Origin of the sequence: Tepidiforma sp. (assembly GCF_034432735.1) — a bacterium.
Classification (GTDB): Bacteria; Chloroflexota; Dehalococcoidia; order Tepidiformales; family Tepidiformaceae; genus Tepidiforma.
Window position 1 is genome coordinate 1 of sequence record NZ_DAOUBJ010000032.1, and the last position, 22,416, is coordinate 22,416.

The following is a 22,416-nucleotide window of genomic DNA, read 5'->3' on the forward strand; positions in this document are numbered from 1 at the left end:
GGGTGGGCGTGGCGCCGGCGGCAGGGAGGACGAGTGCGCCACTTTCGCCGAGGGTGATGATGACGGCGCTGGGCCCGAGGCGCGCGAGGGCGGCGGCCTGTTGGGCGGGAGGTGCGCCGGGCAGGTCGGAGAGAGCGGCAGCTTCGACTTCGTTGGGGACGAGGATATCGGCGAGGGGGAAGACGTCGGCGGGGTGGGGAGCGATGGGGGCCGGGTTGAGGATGGTTCGGACGCCGGCTCGGCGGGCGATGCGGAGGGCAGCGAGGGTGGCTTCGGGGGCGATTTCGAACTGCACGAGCAGGATGTCTGCTGCTTCGATGGCGGGGCTTGCGGCCTCGACGTCGGCGGGGGTGAGGGCGAGGTTGGCCCGCGGAAGGGCGTAGATGAGGTTGGTGCCGTCGTCGAAGACGACGGGGACGGCGACGCCGGTGCCGGTTTCGGTGGTGCGGCGGATTGGGGTGGTGTCGATGCCTTCGGCGGCGAGTGCGGCGACGATGGTTTCGCCGAAGGGGTCGGTGCCGACGGCCGCGACGATGGTGACTTGGGCGCCGAGGCGGGCGGCGGCGGTGGCCTGGTTGCCGCCTTTGCCTCCGACGAAGGTGGCGAAGGATCGTCCGATGAGCGATTCACCCGGGAGCGCGGGGCGGGGTGCACGGACGACGAGGTCCATCATGAGCGAGCCGACGACGGCGATGCGAACCACGGTGGAAGTGTACGGCGGCTCGCCTTGGGTGTGCCGGGGCGTTAGGCTTGGCGCCATGGTTCAGATTCTGGGGATCAATGGGGCGATTCGCCGCGGAAGTACGGCGGAGCGTGCGCTAGCTTTTGTGTCGAGGCGGCTGGAGGCGGAGGGGGCGCGCTGTTCGACGTTCGACATTGGGCAGCTGCCGCTGTTGGACGGGCGGCCGCCCGAGGCGTATCCGCCGACGGTAGGGGAATGGCAAGCGGCCTGCCGGGCGGCGGATGGGTTGGTGGTGGCGGTACCTTCGTACCATGGCGCGATCCCGGGGGGGCTGAAGAATGCGCTGGATTTCATCGATGCGCCGGAGGCGGCGGGCAAGCCGTTCATGGTGATCGCGGTGGCTGGTGGGGATGCGGAGCCGGGCGGGACGGATGTGACGCGGGTGCTGCGCCATATTGGGGGCATCGCGGGGGTGCCGGATGTGGTGATTTCGCGTGCGGGGGAGCGTTGGGGGAGGGGCGATGCGCCGGCGGACCCGGAGGTATCGGAGGCGATCGAGCGGGCGGTGGCGGTGTTGCTGCGGCTGGTGCGATTGCGGGCGGAGGGGAGGCTCTGGGTGCCGTGAGCGGATGGCGATTCTGCCCGGGGTGTGGGTGTCGGCTGGATGGCGGGCCTGTCGACCCGACGGTTCCTTGTCGAGGTTGTGGGTACCGGGAGGTGCGCTACCCGGGTGTGGGCGTGGCGGTGATCGTTCGGGACGGGGCGGGGAGGGTGCTGTTGGGGCGGCGGGCGGCCGGCCGGCGAGCGGGGCTTTGGTGTATTCCGTGTGGGCGGCTGGAGTGGGGCGAGGATGTGCGCGAGGCGGCGATCCGGGAGTTTCGGGAAGAGACGGGGCTGATAGTGGTGTTGGATGGCGTGTACGAGGTGCATTCGAATTTTCACGACGCGGACCGATTGACGGTCGGCATTTGGTTCAGCGGCCGTGTGGTGGGGGAAGCTGGGCAGGAGGTGGATGGCGAGTTGTGCGAGGTTGGCTGGTTCGACCCGGCTCAGCCGCCGGAGCTGGCGTTTCCGACGGATGGGCTGGTGCTCCGCCGCCTGGCGATGGAGGGCCAGGGCCAGTAGCGGCCGAGGACTCGACCTTCGACGAGGTAGGGCGGTAGGGGGCCGAAGTGGCGGCTATCGGTGCTCTGGTCGGGGTTGTCGCCTTGGAGGTGGAGGGAGCCGTCGGGGTGGACGCGGGCGACGCGTTTGACGAGTAGTCGGTCGTAGTGGTGGGGGTGGTGTGCAAGGACGATGTCGCCTGGGCGTGGGGGGTGGGTACGGTAGGCGCGGCGGTCGACGATGGCCCAATCGCCGGGGCGAAGGGCGGGGTGCATGCTGGGGCCGACGATTTCGATGCGGGCGAGTCGCCGGGTGGCGAGGATGAGCAAGGTGGCTGGGAGGGCGATGAGGATTGCTGCTTTGCGCATGGTGTGGGGTGTGGTTCAGTGGACGAGGGGGGTTCCGGCGGGGGCGCCGGCGAGGTCGGGTCGGCCGCTCCAGAGCCAGGCGAAGTTGGTTTTGGAGACGCCGACGAGCATGCCGAAGAGTGCGCGGGGGTGGATGAAGATGTTGGTGCCGGGCGGGCGTCCTTCGCCGGGTGCGTAAGGGAGGTCGAGGGCTTGGAGGCGGGCTTCGAGGCCGGGGACGTCGTCGGTTTCGAGGTAGCACATGTAGAGGGATGGGCCCCGTTTTTGGTAGAAGCGGTCCATGGCGCCGCCGCCGAAGGTTTGGGTGATTTCGATGCGGTCGAGGCGGTTGGGGGGATCGAAGAGGGTGAGGACGCCTTCGTAGCCGTAGAGCTGGCTGCGGATGGGGCAGTGGCGGGTGGAGTCGAGTCCGAAGATGCGGGTGTAGTAGTCGGCGGCCTGGCGCCAGTCGGGGACGGGGTTGGTGATTTCGTAGATGGAGCGGATGTGGCCGACGGGCTGGCGGGGGAGTTCGGGGACGATGACGGTGGGCATGCCGAAGGGTGCTTCGGCGAGGTAGAGGGCGCCATGTTCGGCGACGAAGGGGACGTTGTTGGCCTGGAGGCGGGCGGCTATGGCTTCGAGGGAGGGGGTTGCGAAGCCGACGCCGTAGAGGCCTTGTTGCCAGCGGTCGGCGAATTGCTGGACGGGCCCGGGACCGGATGGGGTGAGGAGTTCGATGAGAGTTTGGCCGGCCTGGAGGGTGGTTCGGCGGGCTGCGAGGAAGGCGGAGGCGTCGTGGGAGAGGACGGTGGCGCCGAGGAGGGCTTGGAATCGCTGGGCGGCGGCGTCACGGTCGGGGACGACGAGCTGGATGCGGTCGATGCGGGTGAGCATGGGCACCTCCGGGTGGTATTGAACCACACGGTTGGGTGCTGGGGCAGGGCGAGGTCAGGCTGGTTCGCGGACGCTTTCGCCGGGGGTGGTGATGTCGACGGCCTGTCCACCGCGGGTGAGGAGGAGTGGGCGTGTTTTGTTGATGACGCAGTCGGCGTTGACGACGCATTTTTTGATGTCGGTGCGGCCGGGGATTTCGTACATGACGTCCATGAGGGTTTCTTCGAGGACGGTGCGGAGGCCGCGTGCGCCGGTTTTGTATTTGATGGCGAGTTCTGCGACTGCGCGCAGGGCGTCGTCGGTGAAGACGAGTTCGACGCCGTCCATGGCGAAGTAGCGTTGGTATTGTTTGACGAGGGCGTTTTTGGGTTCGGTGAGGATGCGGACGAGGGCGTCTTCGTCGAGGGATTGGAGGCCGACGACCATGGGGAGGCGGCCGACGAATTCGGGGATGAGGCCGAATTCGAGGAGGTCGTCGTGGGTGACGTGGGAGAGGAGTTCGTCTTTGCGCTTTTGGCCGCGGAGGCCGGAGCGTTGGGCGGCCTGGAAGCCGAGGCGGACGTGGTCGCGGGTGAGGCGTTTTTCGATGTGGTGTTCGAGTCCTTCGAAGGCGCCGCCGCAGATGAAGAGGATGTTGGAGGTGTTGATCTGGAGGAAGTCTTGGTGGGGGTGTTTGCGGCCGCCTTGGGGGGGGACGTTGGCGATGCAGCCTTCGATGATTTTGAGGAGGGCCTGCTGGACGCCTTCGCCGGAGACGTCGCGGGTGATGGAGGGGTTATCGGCTTTGCGGGCGATTTTGTCGATTTCGTCGATGTAGATGATGCCGCGTTCGGCTTTTTGGATGTCGAAGTCGGCGGCTTGGATGAGGTGGAGGAGGATGTTTTCGACGTCTTCGCCGACGTAGCCGGCTTCGGTGAGGGCGGTGGCGTCGGCGATGGAGAAGGGGACGTCGAGGAGTTTGGCGAGGGTTTTGGCGAGGTAGGTTTTGCCGACGCCGGTGGGGCCGACGAGGAGGATGTTGGATTTTTCGAGTTCGATGTCGCCATCGGCTGGCTGGCCGATGCGTTTGTAGTGGTTGTAGACGGCGACGGAGAGGACTTTTTTGGCTTGTTCTTGGCCGATGACGTATTCGTTGAGGTGTTCGTAGATTTTGCGGGGTGGGGGGACGTTTTGGAGGGTGATGCCTGTTTGGCGGGAGCCGGAACCGGTGGCGGCCTGTCCGTTTTCTTCGTCGATGATTTCGCGGCAGAGGTCGACGCATTCGTCGCAGATGTAGACGGCGCCGGGCCCGGCGATGAGGCGTCGGACTTGGTCTTGGCTTTTGCCGCAGAAGGAGCAGTGGTACTGGACGCGGTTGGTTCGGTTGGTTGCCAAGGCGATGGTGTCCCCTCTGGGTTGGGTTATTTGGTCTCTGCGACGGGGCGGAGGAGTTCGTCGACGAAGCCGTACTCCTTGGCACCTTCGGCGTCGAGGTAGAAGTCGCGGTCGAAGTCGCGGGTGACGCGTTCGACGGGCTGGCCGGTGTGCTTGGCGATGATGTTGCGGATGATTTCGTTGTTGCGAAGGATTTCTTTGGCGGCGATTTCGATGTCGGCGGCTTGGCCGCGGGCGCCGCCGAGGGCCTGGTGCATGTGGACGGTGGCGTTGGGGAGGGCGTAGCGCTTGCCTTTGGCGCCGGCGCAGAGGAGGACGGTGGCCATGGAAGCGGTTTGTCCGACGGCGATGGTGGAGACGTCGGGTTCGATGAGTTGCATGGTGTCGTAGATGGCGAGGCCGGCGGTGATGACGCCGCCGGGGGAGTGGATGTAGAGGGAGATGTCTTTTTCGGGGTCTTCGCGCTGGAGGTAGAGGAGCTGGGCGACGATGAGGTTGGCGATCTGGTCGTCGATGGGGGTCCCGAGGAAGACGATGCGTTCTTTGAGGAGGAGGGAGAAGATGTCGAAGGCGCGCTCGGATCGTGGGCCGGATTCGATGACGGTTGGGATGACGTCGTGGATGAGGGGGTGGATGTGGGGGAGCTGCTGGGTCATGCCTGTTCCTCCTGGTGTTCGCCCCGGGCGAGGGCGGCGAGGCGTTCGAGGGTTTTCCGCGAGAGGAGGTTGCGGCGGATGGTGGCGACCCCTTCTTCGGTGGCGAACAGTTGGCGGAACCGTTCGGCATCGTCGCCCATGGGGGCGACGAGTGAATCGAGCTCCTGTTGTATCTCTTCGGCGGAAACGTGGATCCCTTCAGCCTCGGCGAGGGCTTCGAGGACGAGGGAGCGTTTGACGCGGGTTTCTGCGGCTTGGCGCCAGGTCTCGCGGAACTCCTGTTCGGTGCGGCCGATGGTCTGGAGGTAGGCGAGGTATTGTTGGCGGTCGTTGCCCATTGCGTCGCGGATGAGGTGGTCGATTTCGTGTTCGACGAGGAGGCGGGGGTATTCGATGGTGGCGATTTCGACGAGTTTGTCGACGGCGGCGGCGCGGAAGCGGTTTTCAGCGGCTTCTTCGAGGGTGCGGCGCACGTCGGTTTCGATGCGGTCGCGGAGGGCCTGGAGGGTGGGGAACTGGTCGGGGTCGATGTTCTGGGCGAATTCGTCGTCGAGTTGGGGGAGCTGTTCTTCTTTGGTTTCGTGGAGGGTGATGGTGAAGGTGGCGGTTTGTCCGCGGAGGCGTTCGATGTGGAAGTCGTCGGGGAAGGTGATTGGGAAGGTGCGGGATTTGCCTTTTTCGAGTCCGAGGAAGGCTTCGGCGAGGCCTTGGACGAAGAGGGTTTGGTTTTCGTGGAGCTGGAATTCGGCTCGATCGTCGCGGAGGATTTCTTCGCCGTCGATGGTGGCGGTGATGTCGGCGAGGAGGATGTCGTTCCACTGGACGGGGCGGTCGACGGGGGCGTGGGTGGCGTGGCGTTTGCGCAGCTGTTGGAGTTGCTGGTCGATGAGTTCGGGGGTGACCTCGACGGGTTCGGGTTGGATGCGGATGCTGCGGTAGTCGTTGAGTTGGACGGTGGGGCGTACGGGGACGATGGCTTTGAAGCGGAGTGGCTCGAGGGAGTCGATTTCGAGTTCGGGTTGGCCGATGGCGGGGACGTCTTGGGCTTCGATGGCTTCGTTGTAGATGTCGGGGACGAGGGTATCGAGGGCTTCGCGGATGAGGCCCTGGCGGCCGTAGGCGCGTTCGACGATGGCGCGGGGGGCTTTGCCGGGGCGGAAGCCTGGGAAGCGGTTGCGCTTTGCGATGCGACGGTAGGCGGCGTCGAGGGATTGCTCGAGCCGTTCTTGGTCGACTTCGATTTGGAGCTGAACGCGGCTTTCGGGGAGCCGCTCTAGGGTGACCTTCACGGGATGAATCGTTCCTCCGTGTTGGAGTATACCAAAGTGGCGCGCTGGGGCTGGGCGGGGGAGTGGGCGGTGTTCAGCGGAGGGATGCGGTGCGGGGTTCGAGGAGGTCGACGAGGGCGTCGCCGAGGAGGTTCCAGGCGAAGAAGAAGAGGGTGACGGGGATGGCGGGTGCGAGGAGGAGGTGGGGGTAGCGTTCGAAGGTTTGGGGCCCGGCGCCGGCGGCGATGAGGGAGCCGAAGCTGGCGGTGGGGGGGTCGATGCCGAGTCCGAGGAAGCTGAGGGTGACTTCGGCGCCGGCGGTGCCGGCCATGCCGGCTGAGACGCCGACGATGAAGAGGGGGAGGACGCCGGGGAGGATGTGGCGGGTGATGATGCGTGCTGTGGAGGCGCCCATGGCTTCGGCGGCGAGGACGTAGGTTTCTTCGCGGATGGCGAGGGCTTGGCTGCGGACGATGCGGCTTGTGCCTATCCAGGCGAAGGGGACGGTGGCGAAGACGATGATGCTGAATTTGACGAAGGTGCGGGCGTCGTTGCCGAGGGGGGTATGGTCTTGGAGCCAGAAGGCGATGTCGTTGATGCGGGTTCGGAAGGCGGCGGTGATGGCGAGCATGAGGAGGAGGGTGGGGAGGCCGGCGAGGATTTCGCCGACGCGCATGATGAGGGTATCGATCCATCCGCCGCGGTAGCCGGCGAGGAGGCCGAGGCCGAGGCCGAGCACGAGGCTTCCGCTGATGAGGACGACGATGGTGAAGACGACGGTGGTTCGGGTGGCGTAGATGACGCGGCTGGCGAGGTCGCGGCCGAGGGCATCGGTGCCGAGCCAGTGTTCGGCGGAGGGGCCCTGTCGGGTGGCGCCTGGGGTGAGGTTTTGGTGGTAGGGGTCGTGGGGTGCGATGAGGGGGGCGAAGATGCCGCAGGTGTAGAAGATGAGGAGGTAGGCGATGGCGAGGATGGCGAGTTTTTTTCGGAGGAGTTGGCGGAGGAAGCGTCGGCGGGGGGAGGGGGCGGTGATTTCGAGGGTTACGGGTTGGGCGGGGATGGCGGTGCTCATCCGCGTTGGGCTCCGAGGCGTATGCGTGGGTCGATGATGGCGTAGAGGATGTCGATGAGGATGTTGGCGAGGATGAAGAGGATGGAGCCGAAGAGGACGAGGGCGAGGATGACGTCGAAGTCGGGGGCGAGGACGGCTTCGAAGCTTTCGGCGCCGATGCCGGGGATGCCGAAGAGTTGTTCGACGATGAGGGAGCCGCCGGCGACGCCGGGGAGGGAGAGGCCGATGATGGTGATGAGGGGGAGGAGGGCGTTGCGGGCGATATGGCGAAGGATGACGATGCGTTCGGGGAGGCCTTTGGCGCGGGCGGTGCGGATGTAGTCTTCGCGGATGACGCTGAGGACGGAGGCGCGGACGAAGCGGGCGATGCCGGCGGTTCCGGGGAGGGCGAGGATGAGGATGGGGAGGATGATGTTGGGGCTGGTGAAGCCTTGCCAGCTGAGGCCGACGAGGTCGAGTCGGATGGCGAAGAGCCATTGGAGGAAGGGGATGGCGACGAAGATGGGGATGGCGTCGATGGCGAGCCAGAAGGAGATGGTGAGTGGGTCGAGGAAGGTGCCGCGGGCGAGGGCGGCGTAGATGCCTGCGGCGATGCCGAGGAGGAAGCTGATGGTGAGGGCGATGAGGCCGAGGCGGGCGGAGACCCAGATTTTGGGGAGGATGATTTCGGTGACGGTGAAGGATTGGTGGCGGGTGGAGACGCCGAGGTCGCCCTGGAGGAGGTGTTGCAGGTATTTGATGTATTGGATGTGGATGGGCTGGTCGTAGCCGTATTTTTTGCGGATGAGGGCGGCTTCTTCTTCGCGGTAGCGTTGGCCGAGGAGGGAGTCGACGGGGTCGCCGGGGGCGAGCCGGAGGATGTAGAAGACAATGATGGAGATGGCGAAGAGGACGGGGATTGCCCAGAGGAGCCGTCGTGCGATGTAGCCGGCGAGCCCCGGTGCCACGGTTTATGGCTCCTGGATCTGGACGTAGCGGTATTTGGGGATGGTCATGGGGGCGTCGGGGAGGCCTTTGACGCAGGGTTTGACGAGCTGGTGTTCGACGGACCAGAAGGTGGGGATGATGGAGGCGTCGTCGATGATTTTTTGTTCGGCTTGGCCGTAGAGGCGGTAGCGGCGTTCGCGGTCGGTTTCGATGCGGGCTTGCTGGAGGAGGGTATCGACTTCGGGGTTGCGGTATTTGGTGTAGTTGAGGGGGCTGTCGCTGGCGAAGAGTTTGCCGAGGAAGTTTTCGGGGTCGGGGTAATCGGCGGACCAGCCGTCGCTCTGGATTTGGAAGTTGCCTTGGCGTTGTTCGCGGAGGAAGGCGGCGGTGTCGACGGCTTGGAGCTCGACGGTGACGCCGAGGACGGCTTGCCAGTTTTCTTGGATGGCGACGAGGAGGTCGCCGGGGGCGGCGCCGGAGCCGGCGTAGGTGAGGATGATGCGCGGCATGTTGCTGGCGTATTTGGATTGGGAGAGGAGCTGTTTTGCGCGGGCTGGGTCGTAGGGGTAGGTCTGGATGTTGGGGGCGCGGCCGGGCATGGCACCTGGGACGATGCCGTTGGCGACTTGGTAGTAGTCGAAGAGGAGGACGGTGTTGATGGTTTCGCGGTCGATGGACAGGGCGAAGGCTTGGCGCACTTTGGGGTCGTCGAAGGGGGGTTTGTTGGGGTTGAGGGTGAAGTAGAAGGTGGCGAGGCCGGGGTAGGAGCGGTAGTCTTTGGCGAAGGGGCTGGAGCCATCGCGGATGGAGTCGAGGAGCGAGGCGGGGACGGGGGTGATGTGGATTTCGTCGTTTTGGTATTGGGTGAGGAGGGAGCCGCCGCCGAGCTGGAAGATGACTTCGTCGAGTTTGGGTGCGCCGAGGTGGTAGCGGGGATTTTTGACGAGGCGGATGCGTTCGGCGGGTTTGAATTCGGCGAGGCGGAAGGGGCCGGTGCCGTTGGGGTTGCGGGTCCAGTTGCGGGGGTCGGATTCGATTTGTTGGCGGTCGACGACGAAGGAGACGGGGTAGGTGAGTTCGTAGATGAAGTAGTCGGATGGCTCGAGGAGGTCGATCTGGATGGTGCGTTCGTCGATAATTTTGACGCCGGAGACGGAGGATGCTTTGCCCTGGAAGCGGTCTTTGAGGCCGACGATGTTGCCGAGGTAGGCGACGACGGTTGGTGAGGCGTTGGCGGGGTCGGCGGCGCGTTCGATGGAGTATTTGATGTCTTCGGCGGTGACGCGGCGCTGGTTGCCGGTGTGGAAGACGACGTTGTCGCGGAGGCGGAAGGTGTAGGTGCGGCCGCCGTTGGTGATTTCCCAGCGCTCGGCGATGTCGGGGACGACTTGGAGGTTGGGGTCGAGGGTGACGAGGCCGCCGAAGATTTCGACGACGTATTCGCTGGTGGAGACGTCGACGACTTGGATGGGGTCGAGGACGGTGTTGGGCTGGGAGCCGGGCACGATGAGGGCTTTTCCGCTGCAGATGCCGCCGGCGGTGTTGGGGCGGGAGTCGTCGCCGCTGGCGGGGGTGTTGCTGGTGTTGTCGTTGCCGCCGCCTGCGAGGGCGAGGACGAAGACGATGCCGACGGCGAGGATGAGGAAGGCGACGACGCCCATCATGAGGGCGAGCATGCGGTTGGACATCGGGCACTCTCTCTTGCGGCGGCGTTTGCCGGACTCGGCCGGGCGGTGTGGCGGTTGGTGGTCCGGATGGCCTATTAGGGTACACGCCGGCGCGGGCTGGGGGGATTGCGGGTGGCGATGGGGTGGGGAAAGGGGGCTTTACGCGGGGGCGATGAGGCGGATGCCGAGTTCTTCGAGCTGTTTGGGGTCGACGGGGGCGGGGGCGCCCATGAGGGGGTCGACGCCGGAGGAGGCTTTGGGGAAGGCGATGACGTCGCGGATGCTCTCGGTGCCGACGAGGGACATGATGAGGCGGTCGATGCCCATGCCGACGCCGCCTTCGGGGGGGACGCCGTAGGTGAGGGCTTCGAGGATGACGCCGAAGCGCTCTTGTTGTTCTTCGGGGGAGTAGCCCATGAGGGTGAAGATTTTTTCTTGGTGGTGGCGCTTGTTGATGCGGATGGAGCCTCCGCCGATTTCGGCGCCGTTGAGGACGAGGTCGTATTGGCGGGCGATGACGGCGCCGGGGTCGGTGTCGAGAAGGGGTTCGTGCTCGGGGAGGAAGCCGGAGAAGGGGTTGTGGGTGGCGTCCCAGCGGTTTTCTTCGGGTCGCCATTCGAGGAGGGGGAAGCCGGTGACCCAGGCCATCCGGTAGACGGTTGGGTCTTTGAGTTGGAGGCGGGTTCCGAGCTCGTCGCGGATTTCGTGGAGGGCGCGGGCGACGATGTTGGGCTGGTCGGCGACGATGAACAGGATGTCGCCGTCGCGGGCGCCGGTGAGGGTGCGGATGGCGGCGAGTTGTTCGGGGGTGAGGAATTTGGCGATGGGTGAGCGGGCTTCGTTGGGGGTGAATGCGATGTAGGCGAGGCCTTTTGCGCCGCTGGCGCGGGCGATTTCGGTGAGTTGGTCGATCTCGCGGCGGCTCATGTCGGCTTTGCCTTCGACGCGGATGGCTTTGATTTGGCCGCCGGCTGCGAGGGCTTGGGCGAAGACTTGGAAGCTGGTGGTGCGGAGGGGCTGGGAGATGTCGATGAATTCGAGGCCGTAGCGGAGGTCGGGGCGGTCGATGCCGTATTTTTCGATGCACTCGGTGTAGGTGAGGCGGGGGATGGTGCGGGAGGGGAGTTTGGCGTTGCCGAAGCGGGTGAGGATTTCGATGTAGAGGTCTTCGATGAGCCCCATGACGTCGTTTTCGTCGACGAAGGCCATTTCGAGGTCGAGCTGGGTGTGTTCGGCGACGCGGTTGGCGCGGAAGTCTTCGTCGCGGTAGCAGCGGGCGAGCTGGAAGTATTTTTCGAAGCCGGCGGCCATGAGGAGTTGTTTGAGGATCTGGGGTGACTGGGGGAGGGCGAAGAAGGTGCCTGGGCGGATGCGGGCGGGGACGAGGAAGTCGCGAGCTCCTTCGGGGGTGCTTTTGATGAGGGTGGGGGTTTCGATTTCGGTGAAGCCGCGGGAGGTGAGGTAGTCGCGGATGAAGCGGACGACTTCGTGGCGGAGTTTGATGACGCTGGCGACTTCGGGGCGGCGGAGGTCGAGGTAGCGGTATTTGAGGCGGAGGTGTTCGTCGACGTCGGCGGGTTCGTTGATGTAGAAGGGTGGGGTTTGGGCTTCGGCGAGGACTTCGCAGTGGGTGGGGATGATTTCGATTTCGCCGGTGGGGAGGTTTGGGTTGACGGTGGAGGGGCTCCGGAGGGCGACGGTTCCTTGGATGCGAAGGACCCACTCGACTCGGGCGCGGTGGGCGACGGCGTGGGCTTCGGGTGTGTTGGGATCGAAGACGATTTGGACGATGCCTGAGGTGTCGCGGAGGTCGATGAAGATGATGCCGCCGTGGTCGCGTCGACGGTGGACCCAGCCGGCGAGGGTGACGTGGCGGCCTTCGTCGGTGCGGCGGAGTTGGCCGCAGTAGGCGTCTTTGAGCATGGGGAAAGGGTAACGTGTGGTGGGCTTATGTGTGGGGGGTGTGCTGGCGGGCGATGCTGCCGAGCTCTTCGGCGAAGGCGGTGGTGACGGCGGCTTCGACGCGGCTGCGGAAGCGGCTGTAGGCTTCGACGAGCTGGCGGCCTTGGTGGGTGAGGGTGGTGTGGCCACCGCCGGCGCCGCCGACTTCGGAGTGGACGAGGGGGAATCCGAGGTTGGCTTCGAGTTCTTTGATTTTGCCCCAGGCGCGGCGGTAGGAGAGGCCCATGGCGGCGGCGGCGGCGGCGAGGGATCCGGTTTCGGCGATGAGGGCGAGCAGGCGCAGGCGGTAGTCGGACATGACGAGTCCGGTTTCGGATTCGAGCCAGAGTTTGCAGCGGGGGACGAGCTCGCTCATGGGGACAGGCTAGCGTGTCGGGGTGGGCTCGGCGAGATCTTGGATGTGGTAGGCGCGGTGGGCGGCGATGAGCATGGCGGTTGGGAGCCGGAGGCGCTGTTCCCACTGAAGCGCGGGTAGGCGGTCGAGGGCGGTTCGGTAGCGTTGGGAGCCGGGGAATTCGTCGAGGAGCTCGAGGGCGAATCCGGCGGTGGCGAGGGCGGTGAGGAGGTCGCCGAGGGTCCAGGGGTTGTCGCCGGGGCGGTAGGGGAAGTAGCCGCGGGCGATGACGAGGAGGCCTTTGTGGAGTTCGGCGACGGTGGCGAAGGGGTGGCGGTCGTAGAGGACGAGGCGCCCGCCGGGGGTGAGGAGGGTGGCGATGGTGGCTGCCCAGTGGTCGAGGTCGAGGGTGGCGGTGAGGCCACCCCAGCCGTGGTAGAGGAGGTCGAAGGTGGCGGGCTGGTGGGCGGCGAGGGTTTCGAGCGGGCCGATGTGCCAGTGAAGGGGGAGGCCAGCTTGGGTGGCGAGGTGGCGGCCGGGGGACGCGGATGGTTCGTCGGGGGCCCAGGCGAGGACGGTTGCGCCGAGGTTGACGAGGGAGAGGGCTTCTTCGGCGCGCGTTTCGGGCGTGACGGGGCCAACGATGGCGCGTAGGCCTTTGGCCTCGCCGATGGCGGCGTGTTCTTCTTCGGAGAGGCAGCTGCCGCCGTGGGCGTAGAAGGCCGGGTCGATTTCGAACCACGTGGGGGAGGGTTCGAGGATTCGGCTCATGCGTTCAGGTCGGAACGCGAGGACTGGATGGGCATGACGTGGGAGTAGTCGTTGATGGTGAGGATGACGCGGCGGGTGTCGGCGGCGCGCATGACGGAGATGGAGGTGTGGTGGACGGGGACGAGGTGGTCGAAGGGCGAACCGAAGACACGGGCGAGGATGGCGTTGATGACGCCGCCATGGCAGACGACGGCGACCCGCATGCCGATGGATTGTTCGATGATGTGGTCGATGGCGCGGAAGACGCGGGTTTTGAAGGCTTCGACGTCTTCGCAGTATGGGTAGGCGGTGTGTTTGCGGGTGCGGGTGACTTCGCGGTAGATGTCGGCGAGCTGTTCGCGGGTGTAGATGTCGAGGAGCCCTTTGTCTTGGGGTGCGCGCTGCCAGAGGTCGATTTCGCGGAGGTCGGGGAGGACGATGGGCTGGAGGTGGTGGTGGCTGGCGATGGCGCGGGCGGTGTCGTGGGCTCGGCGCATGTCGGAGGTGTAGACGCGGCCGAGGCGGGCAGATGCGAGCCGAAGGGCGACGGCTTGGGCTTGCTTTTGGCCGAGTTCGGAGAGGGGGGCATCGTAGGCTTGGCCGAGGGGGATGTTTTCGAAGAATTGTTGTTCGCCGTGGCGGATGAGGAGGATTTCGACCATTCCTTCGAAGGATTCGACGAAGGGGTTTTCGAGGTCGATGGTTCGGACGCGGCGAACGGTGGTCATGTGAGGTTGACTCCTGGCATGGCGACGGCGGCGAGGTTGGGCTCGACTTTTTGGACGTATTCGCTGGCGGCGACGAAGGCGCGGAGGCCGCGGACGAGTGCTTCGAGGTCTTGGTGGTGCATTTCGATGAGGATGCGGCGGGTGAAGATTTCGCTGCCGGTTTCGAGGCGGGAGCAGGTGGCTTCGCCTTGTTGGGTGAGGTAGTTGCGGACGAGGCGGCGGTCGATTTCGTCGTCTTCTCGGCGGATGAGGTTGGATTTGACGAGGCGGTCGACGATGCCGGAGATGGTGGGCGGGGTGACGCCGAGGCGGTTCGCGAGCTCGCCTGCGGTGACGCCTGGTTCTTCGCGGACGAGGAAGAGGAGGCGGAGTTGTGCGGTGGTGAGGCCCATTTCGGCCCAAGCGCGGAAGCGGAGGGGGTCGAAGAGGTTGACGACATCGCCGAAGAGCCGGATGGCGGTATCGACGGCGCTTTCGGAAGCTGGTGGTGATTGCACGGGACGCCTCGAATCTGATTCGTTCGTACGGTGGGAACTGTACCACCGTTGGCGGCTTGCCTCCTCCCGGGAGGGGGGCTTCATACTGGAGGTGATGGCGCTGGACCTGGATCCTGGGACGGCGGCTTTGGGCAATCCGCGGCTGATCGCGGCGATCGTCGCGGAGATGGATGGTGGGGCGATCCCGTTCCAGCGGTTCATGGAGCTGGCGCTTTACCACCCGGAGTTCGGGTATTACCGGCGGCGGGGGAGAATCGGGCGGCAGGGCGATTTTCTGACGAGCCCGGCTATTCACCCGATGTTCGGCTGGGCGGTGGCGGGCTGGTGTCGGGTGGTGTGGGAGCGGCTGGGGCGGCCGGCGCCGTTCACGATTTTCGAGCCGGGCGCGGGGGAGGGGTTTTTGGCGCGGGCGGTGCTCGATTGGGCGGAGGGGCGGGATCCGGATTTTGCGCGGGCGATTCGGTATGTGGCTTTGGAGCCCCACAGTCCGGGCGATGATCCGCGGGTGGAGTGGCGGGTCCCGCCGGTGGAGCCGGTGGGGTACGGCGTGGTGGTGGCGAACGAGCTGTTCGATGCGTTTCCGGTGCGGCTTTTCGAGGGGTCGCCACGGGGACCGGTGGAGATCTATGTGCGTTGGGACGGGGAGCGGTTCGTGGAGGAGCGGGGGCCGATCGCGACGATGGACGATGCGCCGACGGAGGGCCGGTTCGAGGTGAATCCGGGGGCTTTCCCGGCGATGGTCAGTCTGTGCCGTTTGGTGGAGCGTGGGGCGGTGTTGGTGTTCGACTATGGGTATCCGCAGGAGGAGCTTTGGGCTCCCTGGCGGACGCAGGGGACGCTGCTCTGTTTTTATCGGCATACGGCGCACGATGATCCGTACATTCATGTGGCGAGCAGGATCTGACGGCGCACGTGAATCTGTCGGAGCTGCTGGCTGCGGTGGAGGAGGCGGGGATGCGGCCGTGGGGGCCGGTTTCGCAGCAGGAGTTTCTTTACAGTGTGGGGCTGCCGGGGCTGGTGGAGGCAGTCCGCGGCGATTTGCACGAGTACTTCACGCGGCGGCGCGCGCTCGAGCAATTGACGGACGGTGCGGGGTTGGGGCGCATCCGCGTTATTGCGGGGACGCGGGGTATGGAGGGCGAGCTGCCGGGTTTCGAGCCGCTGCCATGAGCCATGGGAAGAATGGGCAGGAGCCGCTCGTCCGCGGGCCGATCACGCCGGGCGAGGTGGCGCCTGATTTCGAGCTTCCGGCGATCCCGGACGGGGGCGAGCCGTTCTCGGTGCGGCTGCGTGACTTGGTGGGGGATGGGCGGGTGCTGTTGGTCTTCTACCAGGACGATGGGATGCCGATCTGTACCAGTGAGTTGCGGGCGTTCGCTCAGGAGTTCGAGACGCTGCGTGCTGCGGGGGTGAAGGTGTTCGGGATCAATACGAACGGTATCGGCTCGCATGCGAAGTTCCAGGAGCGGGACCATTTTCCGTTTCCGCTGATCAGCGATTTTTACGGTGAGGCGGTGCGCGCGTATGGGTTCTGGGACCCGGTGGAGCGGAAGTCGCGGCGAGGGGTGGTGGTGATCGGGCGGGACGGGAGGGTGGAGTTCGTGTTGCCGCATTTCAATCCGGGGAGCATCGCTGCGTTCGAGGGGGTGTTTCGGGCGCTGGGGCTGCTGGGCGACTAGGGTGTTCAGCCGGGGAAGCCGCGTTCGCGGAGGGCGGCGCGGACGGTGCGTTGGAGTTGGATGCAGGGGATTTCGAGGGGGTGGCGGTCGTGGCGGAAGCGACAACGAAGCTGGCCCGAAAGGTAGCGGGTGTAGAACCGAAGGCGGCCCATTTCGCGGACCTGGCCGATGTGGCGTGCTTCGTGGGCGATGAGGGCGAGCCCGGCGGCTGTGGTGGGCCGGTAGCCGCCGGCGCGGAAGATGACGAACGGGGCGAAGGTGATCGCGGTCATGCCGATGGCCGCGGGAAGCCAGCGGAATGGCCATGCGAGGACGATGCGCATGGCTTCGAGGTCGCGGCGGGGGATCCAGGGGGAGAGGAGCTCGACGACGGTTGGCTCAGGGCGCATTGGCGAGGTCTCGGGCGAGGATATCGGCGAAGAGGCGCTCTTGGTCGACGGCGTAGATGACGTTTTCGCCGCTGCGGAACACTTCGGTGAGGGCGGGCATGAAGGTGAATTTGGCGAGGCCGGAGGGTGTGCCGTGGATGCGTTCTTCGGTGCCGACGATGACGTAGCGGACACGGTATTTGCGCAGGAAGCGTTCGGCGGCGTCGGTGGAGGGGTCGGTGTAGAAGAGCTGGACTTCGGTGCGGCGTTGTTGGACGAGGTGGGCGTAATCGGTGCGCTGCTGGATTTGGTGCCAGTCCCAGCCGATGACGGCTGGGAGGCCGGTGTATTGGCTGATGCGCCCGGTCCAGCGGTAGAGGGGGCCGACGGCTTCGACGATGACGGGGGAGCCTTGGACGTTCTGCCGGAGCCAGGTGATGAGGGGAAGGTCTTCGTCGAGTCGGAAGGTGACGTCGTCGGCGGTGGTGGTGTCGCTGCGGGGTTCGGTGAAGGTGCCGTGCTGGAAGAAGGCGAAGCCATCGAGGGTGAGAGGGGTGTCGCCGAATCGGGCCTGCTGGCGTGCGCGGGTGCCGGAGACGAGGAAGAGGCTGGAGGCGAGCAAGATGGCGGCGAGGCTGGCGAGGGCGGCGCGGAAGGCGATTCGCTGGAGGCGGGGGCCTGTTTTCTGGGCGGCGAGGAGGTAGCGGACGAGGTACCAGCCGGCGAATCCTCCACCGAGGGCGAAGAGGTGCCAGGCTTGGAGGCTGAATTTGAAGACGGTGTTCATGCGCACGATGTCGTTCTTGAGGGTGACGACGTCGACGCCGGCGGCGATGCCGAGGGCGAGGGCGAGGAGGAGGGTGGCGAGGAGGCGAGGGACGTTGCGCTCGGGGTTGCGGAGCTCGAGCCAGGCGAGGGTGAGGAGGAAGGCTTCGCCGACCGCGGCGAAGGCGATAGTGGCGAGGCCGAGGGGCCAGGCGAAGGCGAGGAGCCCGGCCAGGAAGACGAGGAGTGAGGCAACTTCGAGCGGGCCGGCAACGATGGCGAGGATGGGGTTGCGGCCCGGTTGGTAGTTGCGCCTTTCGAGCTCTTCGCGGCAGCGGACGGCGATGAATCCGAGGGTGAGCGCGAGAAAGATGCCGAATTGGACGATGAATTGGTGGAGGGGCGTGGTCGCGGGGGCGCGGACGATGCCGGGATCGAAGGTTTCGAAGCGGGCGTTGTAGGGGGCGAAGGGGACGATGGCGAGGAGGGCGGCGAGGGCGAGCTGGCCGAGCGCTGTCCAGAGACGCCGTTCGGGGGAGGCTGGACTGACGAGGGCAGCGAGGAGGATGGCACAGGCGGTGAGGAGGACGGCGGTTGGGAAGTCCCAGGTGTGGACGGTGCGAATGAGGCCGACGAAGAGTCCGGCGACGGCGGCGAGGGCCCAAGCGCGGCCTGTTTGGCCTTGCGCTGCTGCGAGGACGAGGGTGGCGCCGATCGCGACGAGGCCGGTGAAGAAGGGGATGCCCATGAGGTGGGGGTGGAGGTCGGCGAAGAGGAAGGACCAGTAGGGGAATTCGGTGATGTCGAAGGTGCCGAAGTGGACGCGGGAACTGCGCCACCAATCGAACGGCGGGAGTGGGCTTCCGTGGATGAGCCACTGCCAGAGGCCGCCGACGATGCCGAGGGCTCCGCCGAGGACTGGGATGTGGGAAGCGAGCGTCCACTGGTCGAGGGACTGCAGTCGCTCGATCCATTGGTGGGCGGCATCGAGGTTGCCGATGGCGACGAGGAGGAATGCGGCGAAGGCGCCGGCGAGGAGTGGTTCGCGGGCGCGGCGGGCGGCTGCGCGGGCGTTGTCGGTGGCGAGGCCGACGAGGCCGCTGACGATGGCGAAGGCGACGCTGGCGGCGGTGGCGGCGAAGGTGGGGACACCGAGGTTGAAGGCGTATTCGGGGAGGATGCCGAGGGCGCGGATGGGCACGGCGAGGTAGAACCAGCCCATGTAGTAGTAGTTGAGGCTGCCGCCGGCGAACCACGGGTCGTAGGGGGGGAGGATGGTGGAACGGGTAACGGCGGTGAGGTAGGCGATCTCCATTGGCTTTTCGCCGCCTTGGGGATGGTGCCAGAGGTCGGGGTTGGCGGCGCGGAGGAGGAGGAAGGCGGCGTAGGCGAGGAGGAAGATGGCTTCGGCGGCGAGCCAGGAGTGCCAGTGTTGGCGGGCATCGGCGAGGAGCGCGCGGCGACGTGGGATGGCGATGGCGATGCCAATGAGGAGGGCGACGGCGAAGGCGGCCCAGGCGGAGGGCTTGGAGAAGTGGACGAGGCCCCAGGCGACGGCGAGCCAGGCGATGAGGACAACGGCAAGGGGGCCGAGGAGTTTGGCCATGCCGTAGCCACGGCCGGGGAGTGGGCGGAGGAGCCAGGTGACCCAAGGGAGGCTGGCGGCGGCGGCGAGTTCGAGCCAGAGGAGCCACCAGAGCCAGGCGGTGCGGGCGAGCCAGGGGGGGGCGTCGAAGACGGACGTGAAGGTGCCGCCGGTCTGTTGGATGGCGGCTTCCTGGGCGGTGAGTTGGAGGCCGTTGGAGCGGCCCTGCCGTGGGAGGAGGTTGACCGCGGCTTCTGGCCCGGCTTGGAGGAGGAGGGCGTAGGCGCGGTCGGCGTCGAAGGCTGCTGTTTTGCGGTAGATGCGGACTTCGGGGTGGTCGTAGACGGTGAAGGATTCTTCGGCGCTGGTGTCGTCGATGGAGATGCGGAGGAACGATGGGTGGACGCGGAAGGTTGCGATGCGTTCGAAGCCGAGTTGTCCGGAATCGAGGAGCTGGTAGTAGCGGATCGTGGCTGGGTATTCGCGTTCGAGCTTGGGGATGGAGTCGCGGATGCGGTTGGAGGTGACGGCGATGTAGTCGGCGCCTTGGAGCCCGGTGCGGTTGGCTTGGCCGGGGGTGCCGAAGACGAGCTCGTGGATCTTTTCGGGGGAATCGGTTCGGTAGAGGTCGAGTTCGATGAGGCGGTACTGGGGCTGGCGGCCGGGGAAGTCCCAGGGGACGGGGTCGTCCCAGATTTCGGTGGTGATGGCCTTGCCGGGGGGGATGTGGGTGTAGACCCAGCGGGTGGCTGCGATGCGTGGATGTTCTTCGATGTAGATTCGCTGGAAGGCGAGGGCCCACCAGATGGTCGGTGCGATGACGAGGAGGAATGCGCCGGCGGCGAGGAGACGGGTTTGGCGTGGGGTGAGCGCGAGGGTTTTCCGGAAGAGGTGGAGGTGGAGGCCGTTGCGTGAGTGCTGGAGCAGGGTGACGAGGCCCCAGGCGGCGAAGAGGGCGAGGACGGGATACATGGGGAGGAAGTAGCGCATGAAGGCGACGAATCGTGGGCCCCAGAAGGCGAGCACGAGGATGGCGGTTGCGGCGGGGAGGAGGAGGGCGAGGTCGCGGGTGCGGGCTGCTCGGAGGAGGGCGACGGCGAGGGCGGCGAAGGCGGCGAGGGCGAGGGCGGGCCCGAGGCCCCAGAGGGTGATGTTCTGGAGGGCGGTGAGGAAGGGGGTGGTGCCGGCGAACTGGACGAAGGGTGGGTAATCGGCGTTGCCCTGCTGGAAGTCGCGTTCGCGCTGGATGTCGTTCCACCACTGTTGGTCGAGGGCGAAGTCCCAGGGGTGGGGTCCGGTGAAGGCGTAGGGCTGGGCGACGCGGAAGACGAGGAGGGAGACGGCACCGGCGAGGCAGAGCATGGAGAGGTCGTTGAGCCAGGCGGAGCGGTGGCGCCGGGGTGCGGGCTGGCCGTTCCAGGTGGCGCCGAGGCGATCGACGTCGTGGAGGGCGATTCGGAGGAGGGTGGCGAGGATGGGGGTGGCGGCGAAGATGGCGCCGTTGATTTTGCAGGCGGCGGCGAGGCCGATGGCGGCGCCGATGGCGGGTGCGAGGGCCCATGCGCGGGCGCCTTGGGCGCGGACCCAGTGGACGGCGAGGAGGAGGGTGAGGAGGGCGAAGACGTTGAGGAAGGGGTCCATGGTCCAGAAGTGGGCGAGCTGGGTGGGGAGGACGGCGATGGCGTAGAGGAGGGCTGCGAGGAGGGCGACCCGACGGCCGGCGACTGCGCTGGCGAGCATGTAGGTGAGGAGGATGGCGAGTACGTCGAAGGCGGCGGTGACTTGCCTTCCGGAGATGACGGTGGTGTTGTAGGAGTTGTCGGGGCCGGCGGGGTCGTGGCCACGGAGGGTGGCGATGGCTTTGACGAGGAAGAGGGGGAAGGTGCCGTAGACGTAGGAGTTGGTTTCGCCGTCGTTGTAGGGGTTGAGGGGGGAGCGGGCGGTATCGAAGTAGGCGGCTGGGGAGGAGGGCCAATCGAGGCGGTTGGCGACGAGGGAGAGGAATCTTTCGTCGGGGTGCATTTGGAGGGGGTAATCGGCTTCTGGGGGCTGGTCCCAGTCGAGGCCGTGGAAGCGGAGGCTGGCGCCGAGGAGGAGGACGAGGGCGAGGCCGAGCCGCCAGTGGAGGAGGGAGGCGATGAGGTGTTGGCGGATGGCGGGCCGGCGGGCCGCGGGGTTCGGCACGGCGGGGTCGGGTTGGGCCACACGCTCCTCCTGTGGTGCGGTACAGGATACGCGGGGCGAGCGGATGGAGGGGGAAAGGGGTGCTGGTGGCGAGGTGGGTGCGCCCCCGCCCGGTGGGCGGGGACGCTGCGATGGGGCGAGGGGTGACGGTGGTGCGGTTAGATGCCTTTTTGGGCGACGAAGGCGGCGAGGTCGGCGAGCCGGCAGGCGTAGCCCCATTCGTTGTCGTACCAGGCGGCGACTTTGACGAGGTTGCCGCCGACGACGTTGGTGGAGAGGCCGTCGACGATGGAGGAGCGCTCGTCGCCTTTCATGTCCATGGATACGACAGGATCCATGGTGATGCCGAGGATGCCTTTCATTTTTTCGGCTGCGGTCTCTTGGATGATGCTGTTGAGGGCGTCTTTGGTGGTTTCTTTTTCGGTGAGGGCGACGACTTCGACGATGGAGACGGTGGGGGTGGGGACGCGGTAGGCGAGGCCGTCGAGGCGTCCTTCGACTTCGGGGATTACGAGTTTGAGGGCGCGGGCGGCGCCGGTGGAGGTGGGGACGATGTTGAGGGCGCCGGCGCGCATTTCGCGGAGGTCGCTGCCGGCTGCTTTATCGAGGATCTGTTGGGAGTTGGTGTAGGAGTGGATGGTGGTCATCTGGCCTTTGACGAGGCCGAGGTTATCGACGATGACTTTGACGACGGGGGCGAGGCCGTTGGTGGTGCAGGAGGCGTTGGAGAGGATGTGGTGGGCTGCGGGGTCGTAGCGGTCGTGGTTGACGCCGAGGACGATGGTGATGTCTTCGTTTTTGGCGGGGGCGGAGATGAGGACTTTGCGGACGGTGTCGCGGCGGTGTGCGGCGGCTTTGGTGGCGTCGGTGAAGAGGCCGGTGGATTCGATGACGATTTGGGCGCCGACCTGGCCCCAGGGGATGGCGCCGGGGTCGCGTTCGGCGAAGACGCGGACGGTTTGGCCGTCGATGATGAGGGCATCGTGCTGGGCGCGGACGTCGCGATGCCAGCGGCCGTAGTTGGAGTCGTACTTGAGGAGGTTGGCGTTGACGTCGGTAGCGACGAGGTCGTTGATGGCGACGACCTGGAGCTGGCCGGGGTAGCGGTCGGTGATGGCTTTGAGGACTTGGCGCCCGATGCGGCCGAAGCCGTTGATGCCGATTTTGGTTGGCAAGGGTTCTCTCCGGTTGGGATGGTTGGTTTCGGTAGCCTAACCTGCGGTGACTAACGTTCCAGCGGTGGGGCTCAGGCGAGTTTCACGGCGGTTCCGGAGGCGGTGATCATGAGCATCTGGCCGCCGACGGTTTCGTAGTCGATTTTGACGCCGATGACGGCGTCGGCGCCGAGCTGTTGGGCGTATTGGAGCATTTCGGCGAGGGCGCCGTCGCGGCCTTTGCGAAGTTCTTCTTCGTATTTGCCGGAGCGGCCGCCGACGATGTTGCGGAAGCCGGCTGCGATGTCTTTGAAGACGTTGATGCCGAGGATGACTTCGCCGGCGACGATGCCGAGGTAGTCGGTGACGGTTCGGCCTTCGACGCCGTTGGTGGTGGTGAGGACGATGGCCATCGG

The 22,416-nt window shown here is 66.3% G+C and carries 23 protein-coding genes; 5 read left to right on the forward strand and 18 right to left on the reverse strand.

The genetic code is table 11. The features are described 5' to 3' along the window. The coding region (locus tag VAE53_RS02695) for a ribokinase (protein WP_322817825.1) at positions 1 to 703 on the reverse strand (703 nt) is incomplete at its 3' end. A 55-nt stretch (positions 704 to 758) separates the two neighbouring features. On the opposite strand from VAE53_RS02695, the gene VAE53_RS02700 reads away from it, so the two are divergent. Together VAE53_RS02700 and VAE53_RS02705 are read left to right on the forward strand one after the other, a co-directional pair. After that, positions 759 to 1,307: an NADPH-dependent FMN reductase gene (locus tag VAE53_RS02700; protein ID WP_322817826.1), complete on the forward strand. Its 549-nt coding sequence runs from the start codon at positions 759 to 761 to the stop codon at positions 1,305 to 1,307. A gap of 92 nt (positions 1,308 to 1,399) precedes the next feature. Next, complete coding sequence (locus tag VAE53_RS02705; protein WP_322817827.1) at positions 1,400 to 1,807, forward strand: NUDIX hydrolase; 408 nt, start codon at positions 1,400 to 1,402, stop codon at positions 1,805 to 1,807. Here the strand turns inward: VAE53_RS02705 and sodX are convergent. The 13 genes from sodX to VAE53_RS02770 form a co-directional block, all read right to left on the reverse strand. Beyond that, positions 1,732 to 2,154, reverse strand: a complete 423-nt coding sequence (sodX, locus tag VAE53_RS02710; protein WP_322817828.1) for a nickel-type superoxide dismutase maturation protease — start codon at positions 2,152 to 2,154, stop codon at positions 1,732 to 1,734. The two genes, VAE53_RS02705 and sodX, sit on opposite strands and share 76 nt — an antisense overlap. Positions 2,155 to 2,169: 15 nt before the next feature. After that, positions 2,170 to 3,030: a VOC family protein gene (locus tag VAE53_RS02715; RefSeq protein WP_322817829.1), complete on the reverse strand. Its 861-nt coding sequence runs from the start codon at positions 3,028 to 3,030 to the stop codon at positions 2,170 to 2,172. A gap of 54 nt (positions 3,031 to 3,084) precedes the next feature. Beyond that, complete coding sequence (gene clpX, locus VAE53_RS02720; RefSeq protein ID WP_322817830.1) at positions 3,085 to 4,404, reverse strand: ATP-dependent Clp protease ATP-binding subunit ClpX; 1,320 nt, start codon at positions 4,402 to 4,404, stop codon at positions 3,085 to 3,087. Between the two features lie 26 nt (positions 4,405 to 4,430). After that, the gene (locus VAE53_RS02725) at positions 4,431 to 5,060 is read right to left on the reverse strand and encodes an ATP-dependent Clp protease proteolytic subunit (protein ID WP_322817831.1); all 630 of its coding nucleotides are present in this window, start codon (positions 5,058 to 5,060) and stop codon (positions 4,431 to 4,433) included. Then, the gene (gene tig, locus VAE53_RS02730; RefSeq protein WP_322817832.1) at positions 5,057 to 6,349 is read right to left on the reverse strand and encodes a trigger factor; all 1,293 of its coding nucleotides are present in this window, start codon (positions 6,347 to 6,349) and stop codon (positions 5,057 to 5,059) included. The genes VAE53_RS02725 and tig overlap by 4 nt, the downstream gene beginning before the upstream one ends. A gap of 73 nt (positions 6,350 to 6,422) precedes the next feature. Next, entirely contained in the window at positions 6,423 to 7,400 is a 978-nt protein-coding gene (locus tag VAE53_RS02735) for an ABC transporter permease (protein ID WP_322817833.1), read from the reverse strand. Next, the gene (locus tag VAE53_RS02740) at positions 7,397 to 8,347 is read right to left on the reverse strand and encodes an ABC transporter permease (protein WP_322817834.1); all 951 of its coding nucleotides are present in this window, start codon (positions 8,345 to 8,347) and stop codon (positions 7,397 to 7,399) included. The genes VAE53_RS02735 and VAE53_RS02740 overlap by 4 nt, the downstream gene beginning before the upstream one ends. A 3-nt stretch (positions 8,348 to 8,350) precedes the next feature. Further along, the gene (locus VAE53_RS02745) at positions 8,351 to 10,015 is read right to left on the reverse strand and encodes a peptide ABC transporter substrate-binding protein (RefSeq protein WP_322817835.1); all 1,665 of its coding nucleotides are present in this window, start codon (positions 10,013 to 10,015) and stop codon (positions 8,351 to 8,353) included. Between the two features lie 138 nt (positions 10,016 to 10,153). Further along, positions 10,154 to 11,917: an aspartate--tRNA ligase gene (aspS, locus tag VAE53_RS02750; protein ID WP_322817836.1), complete on the reverse strand. Its 1,764-nt coding sequence runs from the start codon at positions 11,915 to 11,917 to the stop codon at positions 10,154 to 10,156. A 25-nt stretch (positions 11,918 to 11,942) separates the two neighbouring features. Beyond that, positions 11,943 to 12,311: a LysR family transcriptional regulator gene (locus tag VAE53_RS02755; RefSeq protein ID WP_322817837.1), complete on the reverse strand. Its 369-nt coding sequence runs from the start codon at positions 12,309 to 12,311 to the stop codon at positions 11,943 to 11,945. Positions 12,312 to 12,320: 9 nt separating this feature from the next. Further along, positions 12,321 to 13,061, reverse strand: coding sequence for a hypothetical protein (locus tag VAE53_RS02760; protein WP_322817838.1), 741 nt, complete (start codon positions 13,059 to 13,061; stop codon positions 12,321 to 12,323). Further along, positions 13,058 to 13,768, reverse strand: coding sequence for a histidine phosphatase family protein (locus tag VAE53_RS02765; protein ID WP_322817839.1), 711 nt, complete (start codon positions 13,766 to 13,768; stop codon positions 13,058 to 13,060). The genes VAE53_RS02760 and VAE53_RS02765 overlap by 4 nt, the downstream gene beginning before the upstream one ends. Beyond that, complete coding sequence (locus VAE53_RS02770) at positions 13,765 to 14,265, reverse strand: MarR family transcriptional regulator (RefSeq protein WP_322817840.1); 501 nt, start codon at positions 14,263 to 14,265, stop codon at positions 13,765 to 13,767. Before VAE53_RS02770 ends, VAE53_RS02765 begins: the two co-directional genes overlap by 4 nt. A gap of 94 nt (positions 14,266 to 14,359) precedes the next feature. On the opposite strand from VAE53_RS02770, the gene VAE53_RS02775 reads away from it, so the two are divergent. Genes VAE53_RS02775 through VAE53_RS02785 form a run of 3 tightly spaced genes read left to right on the forward strand, consistent with a single transcriptional unit; the run spans position 14,360 to position 15,944 of the window. Beyond that, positions 14,360 to 15,169 carry an SAM-dependent methyltransferase gene (locus VAE53_RS02775; RefSeq protein WP_322817841.1) on the forward strand — a complete coding sequence of 270 codons (810 nt, stop codon included), beginning with the start codon at positions 14,360 to 14,362 and terminating at the stop codon, positions 15,167 to 15,169. 8 nt (positions 15,170 to 15,177) lie between these two features. Continuing rightward, complete coding sequence (locus VAE53_RS02780) at positions 15,178 to 15,435, forward strand: hypothetical protein (protein WP_322817842.1); 258 nt, start codon at positions 15,178 to 15,180, stop codon at positions 15,433 to 15,435. After that, entirely contained in the window at positions 15,432 to 15,944 is a 513-nt protein-coding gene (locus VAE53_RS02785; protein WP_322817843.1) for a redoxin domain-containing protein, read from the forward strand. Before VAE53_RS02780 ends, VAE53_RS02785 begins: the two co-directional genes overlap by 4 nt. Before the next feature lie 5 nt (positions 15,945 to 15,949). On the opposite strand, the gene VAE53_RS02790 is transcribed toward VAE53_RS02785, so the two are convergent. The 4 genes from VAE53_RS02790 to VAE53_RS02805 form a co-directional block, all read right to left on the reverse strand. After that, on the reverse strand, positions 15,950 to 16,333 hold the full coding sequence (locus VAE53_RS02790) for a DUF4157 domain-containing protein (RefSeq protein WP_322817844.1): 384 nt from the start codon (positions 16,331 to 16,333) through the stop codon (positions 15,950 to 15,952). Next, entirely contained in the window at positions 16,323 to 20,867 is a 4,545-nt protein-coding gene (locus VAE53_RS02795; protein ID WP_322817845.1) for a DUF2298 domain-containing protein, read from the reverse strand. The genes VAE53_RS02790 and VAE53_RS02795 overlap by 11 nt, the downstream gene beginning before the upstream one ends. Before the next feature lie 137 nt (positions 20,868 to 21,004). Continuing rightward, complete coding sequence (gene gap / locus VAE53_RS02800) at positions 21,005 to 22,021, reverse strand: type I glyceraldehyde-3-phosphate dehydrogenase (RefSeq protein WP_322817846.1); 1,017 nt, start codon at positions 22,019 to 22,021, stop codon at positions 21,005 to 21,007. 71 nt (positions 22,022 to 22,092) lie between these two features. Next, positions 22,093 to 22,407 (reverse strand): YbjQ family protein, encoded by a 315-nt coding sequence (locus VAE53_RS02805; protein ID WP_322817857.1) that lies wholly within the window; start codon positions 22,405 to 22,407, stop codon positions 22,093 to 22,095. Positions 22,408 to 22,416: the final 9 nt, after the last annotated feature.